The sequence below is a fragment of the Mycolicibacterium mageritense genome (assembly GCF_010727475.1).
Lineage (GTDB): Bacteria > Actinomycetota > Actinomycetes > Mycobacteriales > Mycobacteriaceae > Mycobacterium > Mycobacterium mageritense.
In genome coordinates, this window is record NZ_AP022567.1 from 3,404,806 (window position 1) to 3,429,686 (window position 24,881).

24 protein-coding genes are annotated in these 24,881 nt (G+C 68.6%); 21 read left to right on the forward strand and 3 right to left on the reverse strand.

The window, feature by feature from the left end; genetic code table 11:
* Positions 1–4 precede the first annotated feature (4 nt).
* Both G6N67_RS16270 and G6N67_RS16275 read left to right on the forward strand, forming a co-directional pair.
* Positions 5–1,372 carry an MFS transporter gene (locus G6N67_RS16270; protein WP_036432031.1) on the forward strand — a complete coding sequence of 456 codons (1,368 nt, stop codon included), beginning with the start codon at positions 5–7 and terminating at the stop codon, positions 1,370–1,372.
* Positions 1,338–2,426 (forward strand): NADH:flavin oxidoreductase/NADH oxidase, encoded by a 1,089-nt coding sequence (locus G6N67_RS16275; protein WP_036435350.1) that lies wholly within the window; start codon positions 1,338–1,340, stop codon positions 2,424–2,426. The genes G6N67_RS16270 and G6N67_RS16275 overlap by 35 nt, the downstream gene beginning before the upstream one ends.
* A gap of 3 nt (positions 2,427–2,429) precedes the next feature.
* On the opposite strand, the gene G6N67_RS16280 is transcribed toward G6N67_RS16275, so the two are convergent.
* From G6N67_RS16280 to G6N67_RS16290, 3 genes are read right to left on the reverse strand one after another with little or no spacing between them, the layout of a single operon-like run.
* Positions 2,430–3,446, reverse strand: coding sequence for a zinc-binding dehydrogenase (locus tag G6N67_RS16280; RefSeq protein WP_036432033.1), 1,017 nt, complete (start codon positions 3,444–3,446; stop codon positions 2,430–2,432).
* Positions 3,446–4,621, reverse strand: coding sequence for an LLM class flavin-dependent oxidoreductase (locus G6N67_RS16285; RefSeq protein ID WP_036432036.1), 1,176 nt, complete (start codon positions 4,619–4,621; stop codon positions 3,446–3,448). Before G6N67_RS16285 ends, G6N67_RS16280 begins: the two co-directional genes overlap by 1 nt.
* Positions 4,618–5,541, reverse strand: a complete 924-nt coding sequence (locus G6N67_RS16290) for an alpha/beta fold hydrolase (RefSeq protein WP_179976829.1) — start codon at positions 5,539–5,541, stop codon at positions 4,618–4,620. The genes G6N67_RS16285 and G6N67_RS16290 overlap by 4 nt, the downstream gene beginning before the upstream one ends.
* Positions 5,542–5,602: 61 nt before the next feature.
* Here G6N67_RS16290 and G6N67_RS16295 point away from each other — a divergent pair, with 61 nt between their 5' ends.
* The 19 genes from G6N67_RS16295 to G6N67_RS16385 all read left to right on the forward strand — a co-directional run bounded on the left by G6N67_RS16295 (position 5,603) and on the right by G6N67_RS16385 (position 24,878).
* Positions 5,603–6,658 carry an alpha/beta hydrolase family protein gene (locus tag G6N67_RS16295; protein ID WP_051578662.1) on the forward strand — a complete coding sequence of 352 codons (1,056 nt, stop codon included), beginning with the start codon at positions 5,603–5,605 and terminating at the stop codon, positions 6,656–6,658.
* The gene (locus G6N67_RS16300) at positions 6,655–7,860 is read left to right on the forward strand and encodes a saccharopine dehydrogenase family protein (protein WP_036432044.1); all 1,206 of its coding nucleotides are present in this window, start codon (positions 6,655–6,657) and stop codon (positions 7,858–7,860) included. The genes G6N67_RS16295 and G6N67_RS16300 overlap by 4 nt, the downstream gene beginning before the upstream one ends.
* Positions 7,851–8,708, forward strand: coding sequence for a PaaX family transcriptional regulator C-terminal domain-containing protein (locus G6N67_RS16305; protein ID WP_036432046.1), 858 nt, complete (start codon positions 7,851–7,853; stop codon positions 8,706–8,708). Before G6N67_RS16300 ends, G6N67_RS16305 begins: the two co-directional genes overlap by 10 nt.
* Before the next feature lie 109 nt (positions 8,709–8,817).
* Positions 8,818–11,154: an ATP-dependent zinc metalloprotease FtsH gene (ftsH, locus tag G6N67_RS16310; protein ID WP_036432048.1), complete on the forward strand. Its 2,337-nt coding sequence runs from the start codon at positions 8,818–8,820 to the stop codon at positions 11,152–11,154.
* A 19-nt stretch (positions 11,155–11,173) separates the two neighbouring features.
* Positions 11,174–11,785 (forward strand): GTP cyclohydrolase I FolE, encoded by a 612-nt coding sequence (gene folE / locus G6N67_RS16315; RefSeq protein ID WP_036432050.1) that lies wholly within the window; start codon positions 11,174–11,176, stop codon positions 11,783–11,785.
* Complete coding sequence (folP, locus tag G6N67_RS16320; RefSeq protein WP_163642211.1) at positions 11,782–12,615, forward strand: dihydropteroate synthase; 834 nt, start codon at positions 11,782–11,784, stop codon at positions 12,613–12,615. The genes folE and folP overlap by 4 nt, the downstream gene beginning before the upstream one ends.
* Positions 12,608–12,988 carry a dihydroneopterin aldolase gene (gene folB, locus G6N67_RS16325; RefSeq protein WP_036432051.1) on the forward strand — a complete coding sequence of 127 codons (381 nt, stop codon included), beginning with the start codon at positions 12,608–12,610 and terminating at the stop codon, positions 12,986–12,988. Before folP ends, folB begins: the two co-directional genes overlap by 8 nt.
* Positions 12,985–13,512 (forward strand): 2-amino-4-hydroxy-6-hydroxymethyldihydropteridine diphosphokinase, encoded by a 528-nt coding sequence (gene folK, locus G6N67_RS16330; RefSeq protein ID WP_036432053.1) that lies wholly within the window; start codon positions 12,985–12,987, stop codon positions 13,510–13,512. Before folB ends, folK begins: the two co-directional genes overlap by 4 nt.
* Positions 13,512–13,988 (forward strand): DUF3180 domain-containing protein, encoded by a 477-nt coding sequence (locus G6N67_RS16335; RefSeq protein WP_036432055.1) that lies wholly within the window; start codon positions 13,512–13,514, stop codon positions 13,986–13,988. Before folK ends, G6N67_RS16335 begins: the two co-directional genes overlap by 1 nt.
* A gap of 77 nt (positions 13,989–14,065) precedes the next feature.
* A complete protein-coding gene (locus tag G6N67_RS16340) occupies positions 14,066–15,523 on the forward strand; it encodes a DUF6779 domain-containing protein (RefSeq protein WP_179976830.1) in 1,458 nt (485 codons plus the stop codon).
* An 81-nt stretch (positions 15,524–15,604) separates the two neighbouring features.
* A complete protein-coding gene (locus G6N67_RS16345) occupies positions 15,605–16,552 on the forward strand; it encodes a Rossmann-like and DUF2520 domain-containing protein (RefSeq protein WP_036432058.1) in 948 nt (315 codons plus the stop codon).
* Entirely contained in the window at positions 16,549–17,484 is a 936-nt protein-coding gene (gene panC / locus G6N67_RS16350; protein ID WP_110798400.1) for a pantoate--beta-alanine ligase, read from the forward strand. Before G6N67_RS16345 ends, panC begins: the two co-directional genes overlap by 4 nt.
* Positions 17,484–17,891, forward strand: coding sequence for an aspartate 1-decarboxylase (gene panD, locus G6N67_RS16355; RefSeq protein WP_036435359.1), 408 nt, complete (start codon positions 17,484–17,486; stop codon positions 17,889–17,891). Before panC ends, panD begins: the two co-directional genes overlap by 1 nt.
* Complete coding sequence (locus G6N67_RS16360) at positions 17,891–18,706, forward strand: type III pantothenate kinase (protein WP_036432061.1); 816 nt, start codon at positions 17,891–17,893, stop codon at positions 18,704–18,706. The genes panD and G6N67_RS16360 overlap by 1 nt, the downstream gene beginning before the upstream one ends.
* A 39-nt stretch (positions 18,707–18,745) precedes the next feature.
* Positions 18,746–20,269, forward strand: coding sequence for a lysine--tRNA ligase (lysS, locus tag G6N67_RS16365; RefSeq protein WP_036432064.1), 1,524 nt, complete (start codon positions 18,746–18,748; stop codon positions 20,267–20,269).
* Between the two features lie 130 nt (positions 20,270–20,399).
* Complete coding sequence (gene lsr2 / locus G6N67_RS16370; RefSeq protein WP_073909640.1) at positions 20,400–20,744, forward strand: histone-like nucleoid-structuring protein Lsr2; 345 nt, start codon at positions 20,400–20,402, stop codon at positions 20,742–20,744.
* Positions 20,745–21,081: 337 nt separating this feature from the next.
* Positions 21,082–23,628, forward strand: a complete 2,547-nt coding sequence (gene clpC1 / locus G6N67_RS16375; RefSeq protein ID WP_036432065.1) for an ATP-dependent protease ATP-binding subunit ClpC — start codon at positions 21,082–21,084, stop codon at positions 23,626–23,628.
* Positions 23,629–23,846: 218 nt separating this feature from the next.
* Positions 23,847–24,062 carry a CbtB domain-containing protein gene (locus G6N67_RS16380; protein WP_036432068.1) on the forward strand — a complete coding sequence of 72 codons (216 nt, stop codon included), beginning with the start codon at positions 23,847–23,849 and terminating at the stop codon, positions 24,060–24,062.
* Positions 24,063–24,083: 21 nt separating this feature from the next.
* Positions 24,084–24,878: a CbtA family protein gene (locus G6N67_RS16385; RefSeq protein ID WP_036432069.1), complete on the forward strand. Its 795-nt coding sequence runs from the start codon at positions 24,084–24,086 to the stop codon at positions 24,876–24,878.
* The last annotated feature ends 3 nt before the right edge of the window (positions 24,879–24,881 follow it).

Genomic DNA, 24,881 nt, shown 5'->3' on the forward strand with positions numbered 1-24,881 from the left:
TGACGTGACAACGGAACGCTTGGGGATCACCCGCGTGCAGTGGCTCGTGTTGGCGGGCACCACGCTGGGCTGGGGCCTGGACGGCTTCGCGGGCAGCCTCTACGTGCTGGTGCTGGGTCCGGCGATGACGGAGCTGCTGCCGCACAGCGGAATCGACGTCGCGCCCGCGGCGATCGGGTTCTACGGCGGGCTGACGGTGACGCTGTTCCTGCTGGGCTGGGCGACCGGCGGCATCCTGTTCGGCATGCTGGCCGACTACTGCGGCCGCACGAGGGTGCTGTCGCTGGGCATCCTGACCTACGCGGTGTTCACCGCGCTGGCCGCGTTCTCCGAAACCTGGTGGCAGCTGGGCGTGTTGCGCTTCGTCGCGGGCCTGGGGTCGGGTGTCGAGGCGCCGGTCGGCGCCGCGCTGATCGCGGAGACCTGGCGCAACCGTCACCGGGCCCGCGCAGGCGGCATCATGATGTCGGGATACGCCGCGGGATTCTTCGTGGCGGCCGCGGTATACGCGGTGCTGGGCTCGCACGGTTGGCGGCCGATGCTCGCGCTCGCGGTACTGCCTGCCCTGCTGGTCTGGTTCATCCGGCGCTACGTGCCCGAACCGCCCGAGGTCGGTGCGCACATCGAGGCGCGTAAGGCGCGTAAGCGGTTGGGCAACAGCACATCCGCCGACGGATTCGTGCTGCGCCGGCTGTTCACGCCGCCGCTGCTGCGGCCCATGCTGGTCAGCACGGCCCTGGCCACCGGAGCGCTGATCGCGTTCTGGAGTGTGTCGACGTGGTATCCGCAGCTCATCCGCAGCGCGACGCTGGCCGACGGCGCAGGCCGCGACGCGGCCGACCACCGCGTGGCCATCGCGTCGATGCTGTTCAACGCCGGCGGTATCGCCGGTTACGCCAGCTGGGGCTTCCTCGCCGACTGGGCAGGCAGGCGAAAGGCTTTCGCGCTGAGCTTCGTCGTGTCGAGTGCGGCGATCGTATACACATTCGTGTTCGACCGCGGCTACGGCGAATTCCTGGTCGCCATGCCGATCCTCGGGTTCGGTCTGTTCGGCGCACTGTCGGGCACGTTCATCTACGGCCCGGAGCTGTTCCCGGCCAGCGTCCGGGCCACGGCCCTTGCCGTGTGCAACAGTGTCGGGCGATATGTCACCGCGTTCGGCCCGCTGGTAGCCGGAGTCATCGCGACGTCGTGGTTCGGCGGCAACCTCGGCCTGGCCACCGCCTCGGTCGCCGCGCTCGGCCTCATCGCCGTGGCGGGCCTGGCGTTCGCACCGGAGACCCGCGGCGCACCGCTGCCGACCGATCCCACCACCCACACCGACCTGGAGAGCGAACATGGCAAACCTGTTCACACCATTGACAATCCGTGACGTCACGTTCGCGCACCGCGCCTGGATGTCGCCCATGATGCAGTTCGCCGCGGTGCCGGACGGCCCGGCCACCGGCAGCGCAACCGATTGGCATCTGGCGCATCTCGGCGCCCGCGCGACGGCAGGCGCGGCCCTGGTCATGGTCGAGGCCACGGCCGTGGCCGCGCGAGGCCGCAGCAGCGACTACGACCTCGGGCTGTGGAACGACATCCAGGCCGAATCGCTGCGGAGGATCACCACTTTCGTCACGGCCCAGGGAGCGGTCCCCGGAATCCAGCTGGTCCACGCGGGCCGCAAGGGTTCGACGGGCCGGCCGTGGCCGGATCCGGACCGCACGGAGAACCGGTGGGACACCGTCGGTGCCAGTGCCGTGCCGTTCGGCCGGTTGCCGAGCCCCGCTGAGCTTGGCGTCGGTGAGATCGGTTCGATCGTCGAGGCTTTCGCCGATGCGGCCGAACGTGCCGCCCGTGCGGGCTTCCGGGTTCTCGAGCTGCACGGTGCCCACGGCTACCTGATCCACCAGTTCCTGTCACCCCACTCCAACCGCCGCACCGATGCCTACGGCGGCTCTGCGGTCAACCGAAGGCGGTTCGCACTCGATGTGGTGCGCGCGGTGCGGTCGCGGTGGCCCGCGGAGCTCCCGTTGTTCTTCCGGGTGTCGGCCACCGATTGGCTCGGCGGAGACACCGACGATCCGCGTCCGGGCTGGATGGTCGACGACACCGTCGCGCTCGCGGTCGAGTTGAAAAGCCTCGGGGTGGACCTGCTCGACGTCTCGACGGGCGGCTCTGCGCCCGACGCCGTGATCCCGGTCGGGCCGGGATATCAGGTGCCGTTCGCTGCGCGGATCCGCAAGGAGGCCGAGATCCCGACGGCCGCAGTGGGTCTGATCACCGAACCGGACCAGGCCGACGAGATCGTCACGGGCGAACAGGCCGACGCGGTGTTCCTGGGCCGCGCGTTGCTGCGCAATCCGGCCTGGGTCCGGCAGGCCGCCGAACACCTTGGCGCGACGCTGCCACACCCACCGCAGTACGCGCGGGCGTTTCGCTGACGCCTACGGCGTCACCAGGATCTTGCAGTGCCGGTCGGGGTCGGCGAGTTCGGCGAAGGCCTCGTCGACGCCGTCCAGCGGCACCCGACCGGTGATCATCGGTGCCACATCGATCTCGCCCTCGGCGATGGCCCGCAGTGAATTCGCGAATTCTGCCGGGTCGTAGCCGAACACGAATTGGACGTTGATCTGTTTGGTGATCGCGTAGAACGGGTGCACGGTGTCGGGCTGCATGCACACGCCGGCCACCACGAGCCGGATTCCCGCCGGTGCGCGGCGCAGCACGTCGTCGATGATGCCGGGCGCGCCGACAGCCTCGAACACCACCGCGGGCCGGCACCGGTGGAACGGCGAGTCCTCGGCCGGGTCCAGGGTCACGTGCGCGCCCATGGTGGCCGCGAGCTCCCGCCGGGCGGGCGAGAAATCGGACGCCGCAATACTTTCCACACCACGCAAGGTGAGCGCGGCGATGATCGCGATGCCGACCGGGCCGCAGCCGACCACGAGCGCGGTCTCGCCTCGTTCGATGCGTGACGCGTTGACCGCGTGCAGGCCCACGGCCATCGGCTCGGTGAGTGCGGCCCGGTCCGCGTCGAGGCCGTTGGGGATGGGCAGCAGCAGCGGGGCCGAGAGCAGCATCCGCTCGGCGTAGCCGCCGACGGTCGAGTTGCTGTAGACGATCATCGACACCCCGGTGGGAGAGAGCAGCGCGGGGATGGACGTGACGAGCGTGCCCGCAGGATGGGTCTCGGTTCCGGGCCCCGCGTCGAGGATCTCGGCGCTGAACTCGTGGCCCATGAAGATGTCACGCGACAGGTCGATGTCGGCGTTGATGTCACCCATGCCTTCCATCTCGGCGCCCGCGGCCAGCATCTGGTCGCCGTGCTTGGCGAAATGCAGGTCGGATCCGCAGATCCCGCACGCCTTGACGTCGACCAACACCTGACCCGGGCCGGGTAGCGGTTCGGGGATGTCGTCGCGCACGACCATGCGGCCGCCGCGCAGAACGGCGCCGCGCATCAGTTCTTCCCCTCCGCGGTGTGCTCGGTGATGGCGTTGACGATGGCCTGTCCGGCCCGGCCGAGAAGTTGATCCCGCATGCCTTTGGCCCAGTCGTGCGACGCGCGTGCCGCGGTCAACTGCCCCTTGAAGTGCGGGATGACCTCACGCGCGAACAGCTCGTACGAGTGGAAGGTCGCGGCGGGCGGCGCCCAGTCGTGGCCGAGCAGCAGCAATGTGCCGAACCCGCCGGACCGGTCCAGTAGATCCTGGATGTAGCCGATCGCGTCGGCAGCGGTGCCGATGCAGCAATTGCCTTTGGACGCATAGTTTTCCACGAACTCGTACGCCGACTCGGTGGCTTCGGTCTGCTCCGAAAGCGGCACGAAGCCTGCCGCGCCGAAGTAGTTCGCGAAGTCCTGCAGGCCGTACGTGCAGTCCTCGATGGCCTGCTCGCGGGTGTCGGCGAGGTGCACGACGCCGAGCACGCGCCAATCCTTGCGGTCCGGCTCGGGCCGGTCCGACTTCGCGGCCTGATCGCGCACGATGTCCCACGTGGTCTCCAGCGCCGCATAGCCGCCGGGCACCGACATCGACAACGACAGCAGCGACGTGCCAAGGGCCCCGGCCAGCCGCGGGCCGGACGGCGAGACCATCGCCGCGGTGGAGATCTCCGGATAGGGGTAGGTGTAGGGCCGGATGTGCAGGGCCGCGTCCCGCAGGGTGAACCATTCGGTCTTGCGGTCGATCCGCTCGTCGGGCGCGGCGCGGAACAGCGCCAGGATTGCCTCGAGGGATTCCTGCATCATGGGCCGCTGATCGACCGGGTCGATGCCCATCATGTAGGCGTCGGACGGCAGCGCGCCCGGACCGGTCCCGAACATCACCCGGCCGCGGGTCAGGTGATCGAGCAGCACCCAGCGGTCGGCCACCATGAGCGGGTGGTGATAGGGCAGGGAAACGACGCCGGTGCCCAACCGGATGTGTTTGGTCCGCTCGGCCGCGGCCGCGATGAACACCTCGGGACACGCGATGAGCTCGTAGCCGCCCGAGTGGTGTTCACCGAACCACGCCTCGTCGTAGCCGAGCCGGTCCAGTGCCTCGACACGGTCCATGTCGTACTGCAGTGCGGTGGTGGGAGATTGGCCGACCGGGTGAAACGGCGTGATGAAGACGCCGAAGTTCAGCGGCCTCACTTGAGGCCGCCCAGGAATTCGAGGAGCACGGCGTTGACCTGGTCCGGGCGCTCCTGCTGCAGCCAGTGCCCGGCGCCGTCGAGCAGCACCTCGCGGTACTCGCCCGTCACCACGTCGCGGACGTGGTCTCGAGGCGTGAAGCTCAGCACCGGGTCGGCGCTGCCGGCCAGGAACAGGGTCGGCACCGTGATGGTCGGGGCGGGCGTGGTCTCGGTCAGCTCCCAGTTGCGGTCGAAGTTGCGGTACCAGTTCAGCGGCCCGGTGAAGCCGGTCGCGGTGAAAGCCTGTACGTACCGGTCGAACTCGGCGGCGCTGATCCACTCGGGCAGCGGCGGCAGTGGCCGGTCGACGAGGTTCTCGGGCGGCTCACCGAAGCCCTCCAACGCGATCATGCGGCGCATCGATTCGTACGTGTTGGCGCCGAGTGCGGCGTCCGCGACGCCGGGCTCCTGGAAGTAGAGGATGTAGAAGAAGTTGTCGCCGAAGAACTTCCGCCAGATCTGGACCGGTGGTGCCGGGGCCCGCGGCACGGGCGGCACGCTCAGGGCGGCCACCGCGCGGACCCGGTCGGGGAAGAACAGCGGGAAGTTGGTGGCCACCGGTGAGCCCCAGTCGTGGCCCACCAGCACGGCCTTCTCGGCGCCGACGTCGTCGAGCAGCCCGGCGATGTCGGCGGTGAGCTCGGTGATGTTGTAGGCGTCGATGCCCTCGGGCCGCGACGAGCCGCCGTAGCCGCGCTGATCGGGGGCCAGCACGTGGTAGCCGGCTTCGGCAAGCACCGGGATCTGGTGCCGCCACGAGTAGGCCAGCTCGGGGAAACCGTGCGCCAGCACGACGACGGGATTGCCGCGCTCGCCCGCCTCGGTCACCTTCAACGTCACGCCATTGGTATCGACTAACCGTTCGGTCGGTGTGCTCACGATCACAGCCAAGCACAGGATCGGCAGGATCGTAAGCCTGGCTATTCAAATCTATCGAAACATGAACGCCCGTTTCTGTTACGATAGGTTTGTGTTGCGTGCCAGTGGGTGGGTGATCGCCGTGTGCTGCGTCTTCGCGGCCGTGTCGGGCGGAGTCGTACTCGTGCAGAACGACTTCGACATCGCCGAGCAGCGCGTGGTGATACCGGGATCGGCGCAATCGCTCGACGCGATCCTGGCGCTGCCGCGTCGTAGTGAAAAGCCGCATGGGCTGGTGATTTTCGTGCACGGCGACGGCCCGGCGGACGCATCGCGGGACTCCTTCTACCGGCCGCTGTGGGAGACGTTCGCGCGGGCCGGCTACGCCTCGGTGTCCTGGAACAAGCCCGGTGTCGCCGGCGCGCCGGGCAATTGGCTGTTCCAGAGCATGCACGACCGTGCCGTCGAAACCGAAGCCGTACTGGCCTGGGCGAAAGGCCGAAGCGACATTGATCCGCACCGCATCGGGGTGTGGGGCATCAGCCAGGCGGGTTGGGTGCTGCCCGAGGTCGCCGCGGACCATCCCGAGTTGCAGTTCATGATCCTGGTAGGACCGGCCGTCAACTGGCTGCGCCAAGGCGAGTACAACCTGCGGGCCGAACTGCGCGCACAACGCGCCGGCGACGCCGAGATCGCCGCTGCGCTGCACCGCAGGACCGAATCCGTGCGACTGCTGCGCGCCGATGCCGACTATGGCCGGTACCTCGCGAGCGGCATCGACGACCCGCCGATGTCCGCCGACCGCTGGCGATTCGTGCACACCAACTACACGGCCGATGCGACGCTACAGCTGGGGCGGATCAGGATTCCTGTGCTGCTTGCCCTCGGCGCGGACGACCGCAACGTCGACGTCGCCGAAACCGAGCGGGTCTATCGCGCCCACCTGTCCCCGAACCAGCTGACCGTCGCGACGTTCCCGCACGCGTCGCACAACATCGTCAAGGCTCCGCTCGACCACGACCAGGGCGTCTGGTCGGTCCTCGTGGCGGTCTTCGCGCCGCGCTCGCTCTACGCGCCCGGCTACCTCGAATCTCTCCGGCAGTTCGTCGGAGACCAACCCGAAAGGAGCACGGCATGAGAGTTCTCGCACTGGGCGGCGCCGGATCGATGGGCGCCGTTGCTGCCCGGACCGTCGCGGCCGGAGGCGTCGAGCAGATCGTCATCGCCGATCGTGACCGTGCGGCGGCCGGGCGCGTCGCCCGGGAGTTGGCCGATGCGCCGGTGCCCGTCTGCGCCCGCCGGGTCGACGTGACCGATGGTGCCGAACTCCGCGATGCCCTGCATGGCGCGGATCTGGTGCTCAACACCGTCGGGCCGTACTTCCGCTTCGGATTGGCGGTGCTGCGGGCCGCGATCGACACCGGAACGCATTACCTCGACATCTGCGACGACTGGGAACCCACCGTCGCGATGCTCGAACTCGATGCGGAGGCCCGCGCAGCAGGCGTGACCGCGGTCATCGGCATGGGAGCCAGCCCTGGTGTGAGCAACCTGCTCGCCGCCACGGCGGTGGCGCCACTCGACTCGGTTCGCGACGTGTACACGGCCTGGCCGGTCGATGCGACGGGCGATGTCGACGACAGCCGCGGGCAACTGATCGGCGCGGACGGATCACCGACCGCCGCCGCGGTGCACTGGATGCAGCAGAGCAGCGGCAATATCAAGGCGGTTCGCGCAGGCTCGTTGACCGAGCAACGGCCGTTGCGTCCCGTCGCACTCGAGTTGCCGGGCGGACGCCGCGGAACCGCCTACACCGTCGGACACCCCGAACCCATCACGTTGCACCGCACTCTCGGACTCACCGGAGATTCCGCCAGCCTCATGGTCGTCAGGCCGTCGACGGTTGCGTATCTCGACGTGCTGCGCCGCGACATCGATGCCGGCGGGCTCACCAACGCTGCCGCCGCTCGCCGCGTGGCCGAGCCCCATATCCTCAGCATTCTCCGGTCGCTGCCGCGGGCGCTCGTGAACAAGGGTCCAGCAACATTGCCGCCGTTCTTCGCCGCGGCGTTCGGTGAACGGCAGGGCCGGGAAACCGCTGTGCTGGCCCACCTCGATCCCGCGGCCGGAATCGACGGCCTGCTGACCGACATGGCCCGCGCCACCGGAATTCCCTTGGCGCTCGGCATGTCCCAGGTCGTCGACGGCACCGCCCGGCGCGCGGGTGTGCACCCGCCCGAGGCGGTGATCGACCGCGAGCGCTTCTTCGCCGACCTCGATCGCGAACTCGGCCGCACCGGTTCCCCTCCGCTGATCGTGGTGGAACATGAATGTCGATGAGTCCTGAGATACCCACCCGCACCCTGGTGGAGAGCCTGCTGCGCGAGGACGCCACGGTCGACGCGGGCGAACTGTACGACGTCGGCAACGCCCTGGGTATGAACGATCAGCAGGTGAGGCTGTGCATCAAACGCCTTGTCGCCGAAGGGCAGTTCATCCAGGACGGCCGCGGTCGCAAGGCTGTGCTGCGTGCCACGCCAGAGGTGCGCAGCACGATCGAACCGGACCTGGACTTCGTGCGCCACATGTACGAACAGGATCGCGGCCGAGCCGACTGGGACGGCCGATGGCATGTGGTGGCCTTGGCGATCGGCGAATCCGCGCGCCCGGCGCGCGACGCGATGCGCGATGCCGTGGTGCGCCTGGGCGGCGCACCGATCCAGGGCGGCCTCTATGTGTCGCCCAACCGGTGGGAGCCGTATGTGCATGCGGCGGCCGACAGACTCGGGGTAGCCGACCGCGTCACGACCCTCACCACGACAGACCTGACGGTCGGGGGCGTGACCGAGCCGCGGGCCCTCGCCGAGCAGTTGTGGCCGCTGGACCGCATCGGCGACGGGCACCGCAGGCTGCTGGCGGCCGCGGAACGCTCGGCCCGCGTCCTGCCGGGGGCCTCGCGCACCTCGCGGCTCGGTGTCGCGATCGAGTTGGCCGCGGAGTTCGCCCGCGCTGTCGAACTCGACCCGCTGTTGCCGCCCCAGCTGTTGCCGCAGCCGTGGATCGGCACCGAGGCCCGCGCCGCCGTCGCGGCCTGCTGGGCGGAGCTGGTACGGAGCGATCAGCGCGAGCCGCTCAACCTTTTCCGCTGGTATGCCGACGTCATCGCGGAGGTAGCCGCCGCTGGCTAGACAACGTCGGGAACTTCCGCACGTTGGTCTAGCGGTAGCCTTGTAACTTGCCCAGCTGCGCGTATGGAAGGACTGGCCGGCTGACCCTGTTGGTGGCCGAAAGAAAACGATGAACCGGAAAAATGTGATCCGCACGCTGACCGTCATCGCGGTTGTGCTGTTGCTGGGCTGGTCGTTCTTCTATTTCAGTGACGACACCCGCGGCTACAAGCCCGTCGACACGTCTGTCGCGATGGCGCAGATCCACGGCGACAACGTCAACAGCGCCCAGATCGATGACCGTGAACAGCAGCTTCGGCTGGATCTGAAGAACGGCAACGACGCCACCGAGAACAGCAACAAGGTCATCACCAAGTACCCGACCGGGTACGGCGTGCCGATCTTCGACGCGCTGAGCGCCAAGAACGCCAAGGTCAACACCGTGGTGAACCAGGGCAGCGTGCTCGGATCGCTGCTCATCTACATGCTGCCGCTGCTGTTGCTGGTCGGCTTGTTCGTGATGTTCTCCCGCATGCAGGGCGGCGGGCGTATGGGCTTCGGCTTCGGCAAATCGCGCGCCAAGCAGCTCTCCAAGGACATGCCCAAGACCACGTTCGCCGACGTCGCGGGCGTCGACGAGGCGGTCGAAGAGCTCTACGAGATCAAGGACTTCCTGCAGAACCCCAGCCGTTATCAGGCACTGGGCGCCAAGATCCCCAAGGGCGTGCTGCTGTACGGCCCGCCCGGCACCGGCAAGACCCTGCTGGCCCGCGCGGTCGCCGGGGAAGCCGGAGTTCCGTTCTTCACGATTTCAGGTTCGGACTTCGTCGAGATGTTCGTCGGTGTCGGCGCCTCGCGCGTGCGTGACCTGTTCGAGCAGGCCAAGCAGAACAGCCCGTGCATCATCTTCGTCGACGAGATCGACGCCGTCGGCCGTCAGCGCGGCGCCGGCCTGGGTGGCGGCCACGACGAGCGCGAGCAGACCCTCAACCAGCTGCTGGTCGAGATGGACGGCTTCGGCGACCGCCAGGGCGTCATCCTGATCGCCGCGACCAACCGGCCCGACATCCTCGATCCCGCGCTGCTGCGGCCCGGCCGCTTCGACCGCCAGATCCCGGTCTCCAATCCCGACCTGGCCGGCCGCCGCGCCGTGCTCAAGGTGCATTCGCAGGGCAAGCCCATCGCGCCCGACGCCGACCTCGACGGCCTGGCCAAGCGCACGGTCGGCATGTCCGGTGCCGATCTGGCCAACGTCATCAACGAGGCCGCACTGCTCACCGCACGCGAGAACGGCACCGTGATCACGGGCCCCGCGCTGGAGGAGGCCGTCGACCGCGTCGTCGGCGGCCCGCGCCGCAAGAGCCGCATCATCAGCGAGCACGAAAAGAAGATCACCGCCTACCACGAGGGCGGCCACACGCTCGCGGCCTGGGCGATGCCCGACATCGAGCCCATCTACAAGGTGACCATCCTGGCCCGCGGCCGCACGGGCGGCCACGCCGTCGCGGTGCCCGAGGACGACAAGGGCCTGATGACCCGCTCGGAGATGATCGCCCGGCTGGTGTTCGCGATGGGCGGACGCGCGGCCGAGGAGCTCGTGTTCCGTGAGCCCACGACGGGCGCGGTATCCGACATCGAGCAGGCCACCAAGATCGCCCGCGCCATGGTCACCGAGTACGGCATGAGCTCCAAGCTGGGTGCGGTGCGCTACGGCACCGAGCACGGCGACCCGTTCCTCGGCCGCACCATGGGCACGCAGGCCGACTACAGCCACGAGGTCGCCCAGATCATCGACGACGAGGTGCGCAAGCTCATCGAGGCCGCCCACACCGAGGCGTGGGAGATCCTCACCGAGTACCGCGACGTGCTCGACACGCTGGCCGGCGAGCTGCTCGAGAAGGAGACGCTGCACCGCGCCGAGCTCGAGGCCATCTTCGGTGAGGTCAAGAAGCGTCCCCGGCTCACCATGTTCGACGATTTCGGCGGGCGCGTGCCGTCCGACAAGCCGCCCATCAAGACGCCGGGCGAGCTGGCCATCGAACGCGGCGAGCCGTGGCCTCCGCCCGTGCCGGAGCCGGCCTTCAAGGCTGCCATCGCGGCGGCCAGCCGCGAGGCCAACGAGCGTGCCGAGGCGTCGCGCCAGAACGGTTCGGCCGCCAACGGTGCCCCGAGCAACGGCGCGCCCAACGGGCCCACTCAGCCCGATTATGGCGCCCCGGCAGGCTGGCATGCTCCGGGCTGGCCGCCGCCCGCGCAGCAACAGCCGGGATACCAACCGCAGCAGGGGTACTGGTATCCGCCACCACACCCGTCGGGATGGCAACAGCCTCAGCCGTACCCGTATCAGCCCTATCCGCAACCGGGTCAGCATCCTGCGGCCCCGGATCCGGCCGGGCCGCCAAGCCAGGGATCTGGCCAGGACGGCGACCGGTCGGCGGACCGGTCCAACCCACCGGCACACGGCTGATCCGAGAACGGAGGCTTCGATGACGTCTCTTCGCGAGCACAACGACACCGCGCGGGACACCCCGGTGTTCGACCAGCCACGGGCCGAGGCGGCCGTGCGTGAGCTGCTCCTCGCGATCGGCGAAGACCCGGACCGCCAAGGGCTTCTCGACACTCCGGCCCGCGTCGCCCGGGCCTACAAGGAGTTGATGGCCGGGCTCTACACCGATCCGGACGCCGTGCTCAACACCACGTTCGACGAGCAGCACGACGAACTGGTGCTGGTCAAGCAGATCCCGATGTATTCGACGTGCGAACACCACCTGGTGTCGTTCCACGGCGTCGCGCACGTCGGCTACATCCCCGGCGTGGACGGGCGAGTCACGGGCCTGTCGAAGATCGCGCGCCTGGTCGACCTCTATTCGAAACGGCCGCAGGTGCAGGAGCGGCTGACCGCGCAGATCGCCGACGCACTCATGCGCAAGCTCGATCCGCGCGGCGTCATCGTGGTCGTCGAGGCCGAGCACCTCTGCATGGCCATGCGCGGTGTCCGGAAACCCGGCGCCATCACCACCACCTCGGCCGTGCGGGGGCAGTTCAAGACCGACAAGGCATCTCGGGCCGAGGCGCTGGAACTCATCCTGCGCAAGTGAAACCCACCCACGTGCAGGTGATGGGCGTCGTCAACGTCACCGACGATTCTTTTTCCGACGGCGGCAAGTTCATCGATCGCGACCGCGCCGTGGCGCACGGCTTGGCGCTGGCTTCGGCTGGGGCGGCGATCGTGGACGTCGGGGGCGAGTCGACCCGGCCCGGCGCCACCCGGGTGGATCCGGACATCGAGGCGGCACGCGTCGTTCCGGTCATCGAAAGCCTTGCGGCGCAAGGCATCACGATCAGCATCGATACGATGAACGCAGGCGTGGCGCGGGCCGCGCTGGAAAGCGGCGCGACGATCGTCAACGACGTGTCGGGCGGGCGGGCAGATCCCAACATGGCCGGCGTGGTGGCCGACGCCAAATGCCCGTGGATCCTCATGCACTGGCGTTCGGTGGGCGCGGCGCAGCCACACCGGATCCCGGGCTACACCGACGTGGTCGCCGAGGTCCGCAGCGAGCTGCTGGCCGCGGTGGACGACGCGGTCGCCGCGGGCGTCGACCCCGACCGGCTCATCATCGATCCCGGACTGGGCTTCGCCAAGACCGGCCAACACAATTGGGCCCTGCTACACGCCCTGCCCGAATTCGTCGGCACGGGAATCCCGGTGCTGGTCGGGGCGTCGCGCAAGCGTTTCCTGGGCACGTTGCTGGCCGGGCCCGACGGCGAACCCCGCGAGCCCGACGGCCGGGGGACCGCGACCGCGGTCATCTCGGCACTCGCGGCCGTGCACGGGGCGTGGGGTGTGCGGGTGCACGACGTGCAGGCTTCGGTCGACGCCGTGAAAGTCGTGGCGGCCTGGCAGTCGGGAGGCCGTGATGGCTGATCGAATCGAGTTGCGCGGCTTGAAAGTTCGCGGCAACCATGGCGTTTTCGACCACGAGCGCCGCGACGGGCAGGACTTCGTCGTCGACATCACGGTGTGGCTCGACCTCGCGGCCGCCGCGGCCAGTGACGACCTGGCCGACACCCTCGACTACGGCGCGCTGGCCCAGCGGGCCGCCGACATCGTGGGCGGTACCCCACGCAACCTGATCGAAACGGTCTCGGCGGAGATCGCCGACGACCTCATGTCCGACGACCGGCTGCATGCGGTCGAGGTCGTCGTGCACAAACCCAGCGCACCGATCCCGCTGACCTTCGACGACGTCGCGGTCGTGGCCAGGCGCTCGCGGCGCGGGGAGCGGAGGGCTACGTGACGACTGTCGTTCTCTCGATCGGCTCGAACCTGGGCGACCGGCTGGCGCGGCTGCAGTCCGTGCTCGACGGGCTCGGATCCGCGGTGCGCGCGGTGTCGCCGGTGTACGAGACCGCGGCCTGGGGCGGTGTCGAGCAGGGCCCGTTCCTCAACGCGGTGCTCGTGGCCGACGATCCCGCGCTCGACGGGCACGGCTGGCTGCGGCGCGGGCAGGAACTCGAGCAGGCCGCGGGCCGGGTGCGCGGGCAGAAATGGGGCCCGCGCACGCTCGACGTCGACCTGGTCACGTGCCATGCCGACGGAACCGAGGTGATGTCGCGCGAAGACGGGCTGACGCTGCCGCATCCGCTCGCGCATCTGCGGGCCTTCGTGCTCATCCCGTGGCTCGACATCGACCCTGACGCCACGTTGACCGTGGCAGGCGAATCGCGCCCGGTGCAGCGGCTGCTCACCGAAATCGACCCGGGTGAACGCGCCGGGGTCAGCCGTACCGAGCTGGTCCTGGAACGAGCGACCGAGCTCTGATGGGACCGACCCGTAAGCGAGACATCTCCGCGACCGCGGTGCTCGTCGCGATCGTCAGCTATCTGCTGATCGGCGGCCTTTACCGATGGTTTCCGCCGATCACGGTGTGGACGGGCCTGTCGCTGCTCGCGGTCGCGATCGCCGAGACGGGCTGGGCGTTCTACGTGCGGTCGAAGATCGCCGCGGGCCAGATCGGGGTGGGCGGCGGCAGGCTGCACCCGCTCGCGGTCGCCCGGTCGGTGGTGATCGCCAAGGCCTCGGCGTGGGTCGGCGCCGTGATGGCGGGCTGGTGGGTCGGCGTGCTGGTGTACCTCCTGCCCAAGCGCGGCACCCTTCGCGTCGCGGGGGAGGACACCGCAGGTGTCGTCGTCGCTGCCATCAGCGCGATCGCGCTGGCAATCGCAGCCCTCTGGCTGCAGCATTGCTGCAAGTCTCCCGAAGAGCCGCCCGAGAACGGCGATGCAGCGCCCGAGTGACGGACCGGTAAACCGGGATTCCCGAATCGCCGAAGCGGTCGACACGCTAGGTGACCTGTGACGGGTACAGTCGGCCCATGACCGTTCTGCCCCGCGGTGCACGACCACGGCGCGGCGGCCGAAGGCCGGGATGGCTGCTGTTGACTGTGTTGCTGGTGCTCGCCATCCTGGCGAGTTCAGCGCTGGTGTTCACCGATCGCGTGGAGTTGCTGAAACTCGCCGTCATCCTGGCGTTGTGGGCTGCTGTCGTGGCGGCCTTCGTCTCCGTCATCTATCGCCGCCAAAGCGACCTCGACCAGGCCAAGGCACGCGACCTGAAGCTCGTCTACGACCTGCAGCTGGACCGCGAGATCTCGGCGCGCCGGGAGTACGAGCTGACCGTCGAGAGCCAGCTGCGCCGCGAACTGGCCTCCGAGCTGAGGGCCCAGGCCGCCGACGAGGTCGCGGCGTTGCGGGCCGAACTGGCCGCGTTGCGGACCAACCTGGAGATCCTCTTCGACACCGACCTGGCGCACCGTCCGGCCATCGAGACCGACAAGTCGACCGCGCGTGCCGCGGGGCGCGTGACCGCGAGCCGCCTCGACATCCCCGACGTCGAGGTCACCGACATCCGCACCGAGGAAAGCCCCATCATCGACGTCCCCGCGGTGCCGCACCCGCCGGAGAACGACTGGGCCGCGCCCGCGTCCGGGGGCGCACACCGGTTGCCGACGCAGCCCGCGCCCGCGCCCGAGCAGCCGCGGCGCCGCCGCAGGCAGGCAGAAGACCAACCGCGGCCCGAGCCGCAGGCGGCCCGGCGGCAGCGGGAGGCGCCCGCACAGCCCGCGCAGCCCGCACAGCAGCCCGTACCGCCCCCGCCGCCGCCGCGTCGCCAACCCCCGGCACCCGAGCCGCCGTCCACGTGGGCGCCACCGCCGCCTCCGCCGACCATGCCGCCCATGGAGCCGTCGCCGACCATCGATGCGCCCGCGGCCAATCGCAGCGAACCGCAGCCGCGCATGCCGTGGCCGGCCGCCCAGCAGCCGGAACCGCCGCGCCGGACCGAACCCGCCGCCTCCGAATGGCAACCGGCACCTGCCGAGGGACAGTTCATCCCCGCGGGCGCGCCTGGCAGCAACTGGGTCGCGCCGGTGCCCGAGAACGGCGCCGAGGTCGAATACGTCGGCCGCAGGCGGGCGCCGGAAACCGCAGCGCCCGAGGCCCCGGCGGCGCCAGAGCCGCCCGCCGAGCCGCCTGCACCCGCGATGTCCACCCCGGCGGCCACCGAACCGCCCCCGCCGCCGCGGGGCCGCCACTCGGCACCGGCCGACGCCACCGATCCGGGCAGGCCGGGTGACGCGCAGCCGGAGCCGGTGCTCGCCGCGGAGCCGTCAGCGCCCCCGCCGCCTCCGGTCGAAGGATCCCGGCATCGCAGGGCCGCCGAGCCCGAGGCACCCGCTGGTCAGCACGCCGACGGACAGTCCGCGGCCGAACTGCTGGCGCGCTTCCAGGCAGCGCCCGCGGGAGGTGGCCGTCGCCGCCGCCGCGACGAGTGAGTTAGTCTCGTGTGATCCGTCCGGTACCCGCAGAGCGGGACTGGAACGTACAGAACTAGTCAACCTGCGAGGTCGTCTGCGATGGAGCAGCCCCCTGCGCGCGGCAGCGGTCCCTATGAGGGGCTGCGGCCGGCGCGGCTCACGGTCGGGATCATTTCCGCCGGTCGCGTCGGGACCGCGCTCGGTTACGCCCTGGAACGCGCCGAGCACGTCGTCGTGGCCTGCAACGCGATCTCGGAGGCTTCGCGGCTGCGGGCCCGGCGCAGGCTGCCCGACACCGCGATCCTGCCGCTGCACGAGGTCGCCCAGCGCGCCGAACTGCTGCTGCTGACCGTGCCCGATGCCGAGCTCGCCGGTCTGGTCGACGAGCTCGCCACCACCGGCGCCGTGCGGCCGGGCACCATCGTCGTGCACACCTCGGGAGCCAACGGGGTCGGCATTCTCGGGCCGCTGACCGACCGAGGCGGGATCCCGCTGGCCATCCACCCCGCGATGACGTTCACGGGATCCGACGAGGACATCGCGCGGCTGCCCGACACGTGCTTCGGCATCACCGCGGCCGACGAGATCGGCTACGCGATCGGCCAGTCGCTCGTGCTCGAGATGGGCGGCGAGCCGTTCCGCGTCCGCGAAGACGTCCGGACCCAGTACCACGCGGCGCTTGCGCACGCCAGTAACCACCTGGTCACGCTGGTGCTCGACGCTGTCGCGGTGCTGCGCGAGTCGCTGCGCGGCCAGGAGCTGCTCGGGCAGGAACTCGTCGGCGACGAACCGGGCGGCTTGGCCGAACGGGTGGTCGCGCCGCTGGCGCGCGCAGCGCTGGAGAACGCGTTGCAACGCGGCCAGGCGGCCCTCACCGGACCCGTGGCCCGTGGTGACGCCGCAGCGGTCGCCGCACACCTGCGCGCCCTGCGTGATCTCGACGAGGACGTGGCCGAGGCCTACCGGGCCAACTCATTGCGCACAGCCCAGCGTGCCCATGCATCCGACGACGTGTTCGAGGTGCTGGCAGAAGCGAGGACAACGTGATCAACAGCAAGGCGCCCGCGTTCACCGCCGGTGAGCTCAACGTGTATTCCCGGCCCCGCGACGTCACCGCGGTGACGGGTGCGCTGCGGGCCACGGGACGCCGGGTCATGCTGGTGCCGACCATGGGGGCGCTGCACGACGGGCACCTCACCCTCATCCGGGCGGCCAAACGCGTTCCCGGCTCGGTGGTCGTGGTGTCGATCTTCGTCAACCCGCTGCAGTTCGGTGCGGGCGAAGACCTCGACGCCTACCCCCGCACGCTCGACGACGATCTCGCCGCGCTGCGTGCCGAGGGCGTCGAGATCGCGTTCACCCCCACCGCGGCGGACATGTACCCCGAGGGCCCCCGCACCTCGGTGGATCCCGGACCCATCGGCTCCGAGCTCGAAGGCGCCTCGCGCCCAGGTCATTTCGCGGGCGTGCTCACCGTGGTGATGAAACTGCTGCAGATCGTGCGTCCGGACCGCGCGTTCTTCGGTGAGAAGGACTATCAGCAACTGGTGCTGATCCGGCAGATGGTCAACGACCTCAACATCGACGTGCGCATCGTCGGGGTGCCGATCGTGCGGGAATCCGACGGCTTGGCGATGTCGTCGCGCAACCGCTACCTCAGCGAGGACGAGCGCGAGCAGGCAGGCGCGCTGTCGGCCTCGCTGCTCGCGGGGATGTACGGGGCCGGGGAAGGTGTCTCGGCCGCGCTGGATGCCGCACGCGCGGTGCTCGACGAGGTTTCGGCCATCGCCGTCGACTATCTGGAGGTGCGGGGCGTCGACCTCGGGCCCGCGCCCGCGTCGGGCCCGGCCCGCATGCTCATCGCCGCGCGGCTCGGCACGACCCGGCTGCTGGACAACATTGCCATCGACATCGGCGTGCCCTCCGGGCCCGGCCCCGACGTCGCCTACGACGAGCACGAACTTCCGTGGAGAAACTGATGTTGCGCACCATGCTGAAATCCAAGATCCACCGCGCCACCGTCACGCAGGCAGACCTGCACTACGTCGGCTCGGTCACCATCGACGCCGACCTGATGGAGGCCGCCGACCTACTCGAGGGCGAGCAGGTCACGATCGTCGACATCGACAACGGTGCCCGGCTGGTCACGTATGCGATCACCGGTGAGCGCGGCAGCGGCGTGATCGGCATCAACGGTGCCGCCGCGCATCTCATCCATCCCGGCGACCTGGTGATCCTGATCGCCTACGGCACCATGGAGGACGCCGAGGCCCGGGCCTATCAGCCGCGGATCGTGTTCGTCGACGCCGAAAACAAGCAGATCGACCTCGGCCACGACCCCGCATACGTACCTGCGGATGCGTCCGAACTGATGTCGCCACGCTGATGCTGCTCGCGATCGACGTCCGCAACACCCACACCATCGTGGGCCTGATCTCCGGTTCGGGGGATCACGCAAAGGTGGTGCAGCAGTGGCGGATCCGGACCGAATCCGAGGTCACCGCCGACGAGCTCGCGCTGACCATCGACGGCCTGATCGGTGAGGACTCCGAACGGCTGACCGGCGCGGCCGGGCTGTCGACCGTGCCGTCGGTGCTGCATGAGGTGCGCCTCATGCTCGAGCAGTACTGGCCCGCGGTGCCGCACGTGCTCATCGAACCCGGCGTGCGCACGGGAATCCCGCTGCTGGTCGACAATCCGAAAGAGGTCGGTGCCGACCGGATCGTGAATTGCCTTGCGGCATACCACAAGTACCGCACAGCGGCGATCGTCGTCGACTTCGGCTCGTCGATCTGCGTCGACGTCGTCTCGGCCAAGGGCGAGTTCCTCGGCGGGGCCATCGCGCCGGGCGTCCAGGTGTCCTCGGACGCCGCGGCGGCCCGGTCGGCGGCGCTGCGTCGCGTCGAGCTGACTCGGCCGCGCTCGGTGGTCGGCAAGAACACCGTCGAGTGCATGCAGGCCGGTGCGGTGTTCGGCTTCGCGGGGCTCGTCGACGGTTTGGTCAACCGGATTCGCGACGATGTCGACGGCTTCTCGGGCACCGATGTCGCGGTGGTGGCGACCGGATACACCGCGCCGCTCGTGCTGCCCGATCTGCGGACAGTCGAACACTACGATCAGCACCTCACCCTCGACGGCCTGCGCATGGTGTTCGAACGCAACCGCGACAACCAGCGCGGCAGGCTCAAGCCCGCGCGCTGAGTTTTTTCACGCTCGCCGCAACACATAAGCTGGCATTTCGTGACCCCAGCCGACAGTGACCAGACGTCCCAGCTCCAGACCGACATCCCCGAGCAGTTCCGGATCCGTCAGGGCAAGCGGGAGCGGTTGCTCGCCGAAGGCCGTGAACCGTATCCCGTGCAGGTGCCGCGTACCCACACCCTGGCCGAGCTGCGCGCCGCGTACCCCGAGCTGGCGGCCGACACCCAGACCGGGCAGATCGTCGGCGTCGCCGGCCGCGTGGTGTTCGCCCGCAACTCCGGCAAGCTGTGCTTTGCGACGCTGCAGGAGGGGGACGGCACTCAGCTGCAGGCCATGATCAGCCTGGCCCAGGTGGGGCAGGAGGCGCTGGACGCCTGGAAAGCCGACGTCGACCTCGGCGACATCGTGTTCGTGCACGGTGAGGTGATCAGTTCCAAGCGCGGTGAACTTTCGGTTCTCGCCGATTCCTGGCAGATGGCGGCCAAGGCGCTGCGGCCACTTCCGGTTGCCCACAAGGAAATGAGCGAAGAGGCCAGGGTGCGTCAGCGCTATGTCGACCTGATCGTGCGGCCCGAGGCGCGCGTGATTGCGCGGCAGCGTGTCGCGGTGGTGCGGGCCGTGCGAAACGCACTCGAACGGCGCGGTTTCCTCGAAGTCGAGACGCCGATGCTGCAGACGCAGGCCGGCGGCGCGGCGGCCCGTCCGTTCATCACGCACTCCAATGCGCTCGACACCGACCTCTACCTGCGGATCGCGCCGGAACTGTTCCTGAAACGGTGCGCAGTGGGCGGGTTCGAGAAAGTTTTCGAGTTAAATCGCAACTTTCGTAACGAAGGTGTCGATTCCACGCACTCGCCTGAATTCGCGATGCTCGAGACTTATCAGGCTTACGGTGACTACAACGATTCCGCGACCGTGACCCGCGAGATTATTCAAGAGGTTGCCGACGAAGCCATCGGCACCCGCCAGGTGCCATTGCCCGATGGCACGGTCTATGACTTGGACGGTCAATGGGACACCGTGGAAATGTATCCATCTCTGTCCCAAGCGCTCGGTGAGGAGATCACGCCGCAGACGCCCGCCGAGCAGTTGTGGCGGATTGCCGATCGACTCGGGGCCGAGATTCCGCGGGACCGTGGCTTCGGGCACGGGAAATTGGTCGAGGAACTCTGGGAACACACCGTCGGCGAGAAGTTGTGGGCGCCGACGTTCGTCCGGGACTTTCCCATCGAAACTACTCCGCTGGTGCGTGCGCATCGCAGCATTCCGGGTGTCACCGAGAAGTGGGACTTGTACGTCCGCCGTTTCGAACTCGCCACCGGATATTCAGAACTCATCGACCCGGTAATCCAGCGGGAACGGTTCGAGGCGCAGGCCAGGGCCGCGGCTGCGGGTGATGACGAGGCAATGGTGCTCGACGACGATTTCCTTGCGGCATTGGAGTATGCGATGCCGCCGACCACCGGAACCGGAATGGGTATCGACCGCTTGTTGATGGCGCTCACAGGGTTGTCAATTAGGGAGACGGTTTTGTTCCCGATTGTGCGGCGGCACGGCAACTGATCCCGGTGTGAGCCGCGCGTTGTTGAAATTCTGCGAGTCTTTGTGGCACATTGGTGCCGGGCTGCGGGATACTCGGGGATAGTTCTTACGACTCAGCAATGCGTGAAGCAGAAGGGTTCGGTGTGGGGTAATGGCGAAGAAAGTGACCGTCACGCTTGTTGACGATTTCGATGGCGAAGCCACCGCTGACGAGACGGTCGAATTCGGGCTCGACGGAGTGAGCTACGAGATTGACCTTTCCTCCAAGAATGCCGCCAAGCTCCGTAATGATCTGAAGCAGTGGGTCGAGGCCGGACGCCGCGTCGGTGGACGCAGGCGGGGACGCGCCGCGGCGACGACGGGTCGTGGCCGTGGCGCCATCGACCGTGAGCAGAGCGCGGCCATCCGGGAATGGGCGCGGCGCAACGGACACAATGTGTCGACCCGGGGCCGCATCCCCGCCGACGTCATCGATGCATTCCACGCCGCGACGTGATGCCGCCGCGCGTGCGGCAACAAACGCGAAAGTAGCCAGCTCCGGACCGGCGGGTTTCCGCCGGTCCGTTGTTTTCGCTAGAGGCGAACTGCCGCGCCGGGGTTCGCGGAAACGTTTCCGGGAACCCCGGCGTTGCTCAATTGCAGCGCCGGGTACTGGAGAAATCTGTGGCAACGACGAATTGTCGGAGCATCTGGTTGGTGAAGCAGTAGACACCGCCAACCTCCGCGCCCGGGGTCGCCGCCCATTAGAGTGGACGGCAGGTAGTACGCAGCCGGCGAAGAGAAGTTGCTGCTGCGTGAAGTACCGCTACGTGATGGAGAGCAGGTAACCACCGATGTTCGAACGCTTTACCGACCGCGCACGGCGCGTCGTCGTCTTGGCCCAGGAAGAGGCCAGGATGCTCAACCACAACTACATCGGCACCGAGCACATCCTGCTTGGACTCATTCACGAAGGTGAAGGCGTCGCGGCCAAGTCGCTGGAGTCGTTGGGCATCTCCCTGGAAGGTGTGCGCAGCCAGGTCGAGGAGATCATCGGCCAGGGCCAGCAGGCGCCGTCCGGGCACATCCCGTTCACGCCGCGCGCCAAGAAGGTGCTCGAGCTCTCGCTGCGCGAGGCGCTGCAGCTCGGCCACAACTACATCGGCACCGAGCACATTCTGCTCGGCCTGATCCGTGAAGGCGAAGGCGTCGCGGCCCAGGTGCTGGTCAAGCTCGGCGCCGAGCTGACGCGCGTGCGCCAGCAGGTGATCCAGCTGCTGAGTGGCTACCAGGGCAAGGAGGCCGCCGAGGCAGGCACCGGTGGCCGCGGCGGTGAGTCGGGCAACCCGTCCACGTCGCTGGTCCTCGACCAGTTCGGTCGCAACCTGACCGCTGCCGCCATGGAGGGCAAGCTCGATCCGGTCATCGGCCGCGAGAAGGAAATCGAGCGGGTCATGCAGGTGCTGAGCCGCCGCACCAAGAACAACCCGGTGCTGATCGGCGAGCCCGGCGTCGGCAAGACAGCCGTCGTCGAAGGCCTCGCGCAGGCCATCGTGCACGGCGAGGTGCCCGAGACGCTCAAGGACAAGCAGCTCTACACCCTCGACCTGGGTTCGCTGGTCGCGGGCAGCCGCTACCGCGGTGACTTCGAGGAACGCCTCAAGAAGGTGCTCAAGGAGATCAACACCCGCGGCGACATCATCCTGTTCATCGACGAGCTGCACACACTCGTCGGCGCGGGTGCCGCCGAGGGCGCCATCGACGCGGCATCGATCCTGAAGCCGAAGCTGGCCCGCGGCGAGCTGCAGACCATCGGCGCCACGACCCTCGACGAGTACCGCAAGTACATCGAGAAGGACGCCGCCCTGGAGCGCCGGTTCCAGCCGGTCCAGGTGGGCGAGCCGACCGTCGAGCACACCATCGAGATCCTCAAGGGTCTGCGGGACCGCTACGAGGCGCACCACCGCGTCTCGATCACCGACGGCGCGCTGGTGGCCGCGGCCACCCTGGCCGATCGCTACATCAACGACCGGTTCCTGCCGGACAAGGCGATCGACCTGATCGACGAGGCGGGCGCCCGCATGCGCATCCGCCGGATGACCGCTCCGCCAGACCTGCGCGAGTTCGACGAGAAGATCGCCGACGCGCGCCGCGAGAAGGAGTCCGCGATCGACGCGCAGGACTTCGAGAAGGCCGCGAGCCTGCGGGACCGGGAGAAGCAACTGGTCGCGCAGCGCGCCGAGCGGGAGAAGCAGTGGCGTTCGGGTGATCTCGACGTGGTCGCCGAGGTCGACGACGAGCAGATCGCCGAGGTGCTGGGCAACTGGACCGGCATCCCCGTGTTCAAGCTGACCGAGGAGGAGACCACTCGGCTGCTGCGCATGGAGGACGAGCTGCACAAGCGGATCATCGGCCAGGAGGACGCCGTCAAGGCCGTCTCGAAGGCGATCCGCCGTACGCGTGCCGGCCTGAAGGATCCAAAGCGTCCGTCCGGTTCGTTCATCTTCGCCGGCCCGTCCGGTGTCGGTAAGACCGAACTGTCCAAGGCGCTGGCCAACTTCCTGTTCGGCGAGGACGACGCGCTCATCCAGATCGACATGGGCGAGTTCCACGACCGCTTCACCGCGTCGCGGCTGTTCGGTGCTCCCCCCGGATACGTCGGCTACGAAGAGGGCGGCCAGCTCACCGAGAAGGTGCGCCGCAAGCCGTTCAGCGTCGTGCTGTTCGACGAGATCGAGAAGGCCCATCAGGAGATCTACAACAGCCTCCTGCAGGTGCTCGAGGACGGTCGCCTCACCGACGGTCAGGGTCGCACGGTCGACTTCAAGAACACCGTGCTGATCTTCACGTCGAACCTGGGCACGTCCGACATCTCGAAGGCCGTCGGCCTCGGCTTCTCGCAGGGCGGTGGCGAGAACAACTACGAGCGGATGAAGCAGAAGGTCAACGACGAGCTGAAGAAGCACTTCCGCCCGGAGTTCCTGAACCGTATCGACGACATCATCGTGTTCCACCAGCTGACGCAGGACGAGATCATCAAGATGGTCGACCTGATGATCGGCCGGGTCGCCAACCAGCTCAAGACCAAGGACATGGCTCTGGAGCTGACCGACAAGGCCAAGGCTCTGCTGGCCAAGCGCGGGTTCGATCCGGTGCTGGGTGCGCGGCCGCTGCGCCGCACCATCCAGCGCGAGATCGAGGACCAGCTGTCGGAGAAGATCCTGTTCGAGGAGGTCGGACCGGGCCAGCTGGTGACGGTCGACGTCGAAGGTTGGGACGGCGAAGGTGCGGGCGAGGACGCCAAGTTCACGTTCGCCGGCGGGCCCAAGAAGGCCGAGCCCGCCGAGCCGGTCGCGGCCGGCGCGAGCGCGGCCGGCTCGTCGACGACCACCACGGAGTAGCCGCCTCAACGCAAAGTGCCCCCGATTCGTCGGGGGCACTTTTGCGTTCGCGGGTGAACCGGATGCGCCATTCCTGGGCCACGTGCTTAGGATGCTGATGTAATTGACAGACGAAGGAATCTGGTGAGAATCCAGAACGGTCGCGCCACTGTGAAAAGTCAGACCCTGCGCCTGTCACCTCTTCGGACTGGGACGCGAGCTCCCGGAAAGGACACCCGATGACTTCTCCCGAGGCTCACCAGAGTCGTGTTCGGTCCATCGACCTTTCGGCCACCAAGGCCGTCATGTGGCTGACCCTCACGGCGTTCCTGGCGCTGCTGGCCCTGTACTTCGTCGGCATGGACCAGGGCGCGACCTCGGTGTTCGGCAACAACACGTACGTGCACGAGTTCGTGCACGACGCTCGCCACCTGCTCGGCTTCCCCTGCCACTGACGCGCGGGATCAGCTACCAGAATGGAAAAACAGATCATCGGGCGCGGCATTCTGGCCGGCGCCCTCGCCGGTGTGCTCGCATTCCTGTGGGCCCGCGTGCTCATCGAGCCGGTCATCGACCGGGCCATCGGCTTCGAGGACGGCGTCGGCGAAGCACATGAGGCCATGGCACACGCGCACGGCGGTCATTCGCACGGCGACGGTGGCGAGGTGTTCACGCGCGGCATCCAGTCCAACATCGGCATGGGCTTCGGCGTGCTGATCTTCAGCGTGGCGATGGGTGCCCTGTTCGCCGTCGTCTTCTGCGTCGTCTACAACAAGACCACGATCTCGGCGCGCGCCCTTTCGGTGCTCACCGCGGGCGGCATGCTGGTCTCGCTGTGGATCGTGCCCGCGCTGAAGTACCCGCCCAACCCTCCTGCCGTGAGCCTCGACGAGACCATTCAGCAGCGGACCCTGCTCTACCTGCTGATGGTGGTGCTGTCGGCGGCACTGTTCGTCGGCGCGGTCTATCTCGGCCACCGGCTGAAACGCAACTTGGGTGCGTGGAATGCCACGCTCGCCGCGGCCGGCGCGTACATCGTGGCCGTCGCGGTGGTGATGCTCATCCTGCCCACGATCGACGAGACACCGGGTCCGCTGCGCGACGACTCCGGCGCCATCGTGTTCGCCGGATTCCCGGCCGACGACCTGTACCAGTTCCGGTTGCTCTCGCTGGGTACGCAGGTCGTGATGTGGGCGACGATCGGGCTCGTGTTCGCCGCGTTGGTTTCGCGGCTGCTCGACGGCAGGCGGCAGGAGCAGTTGGCGGCGTGAGCT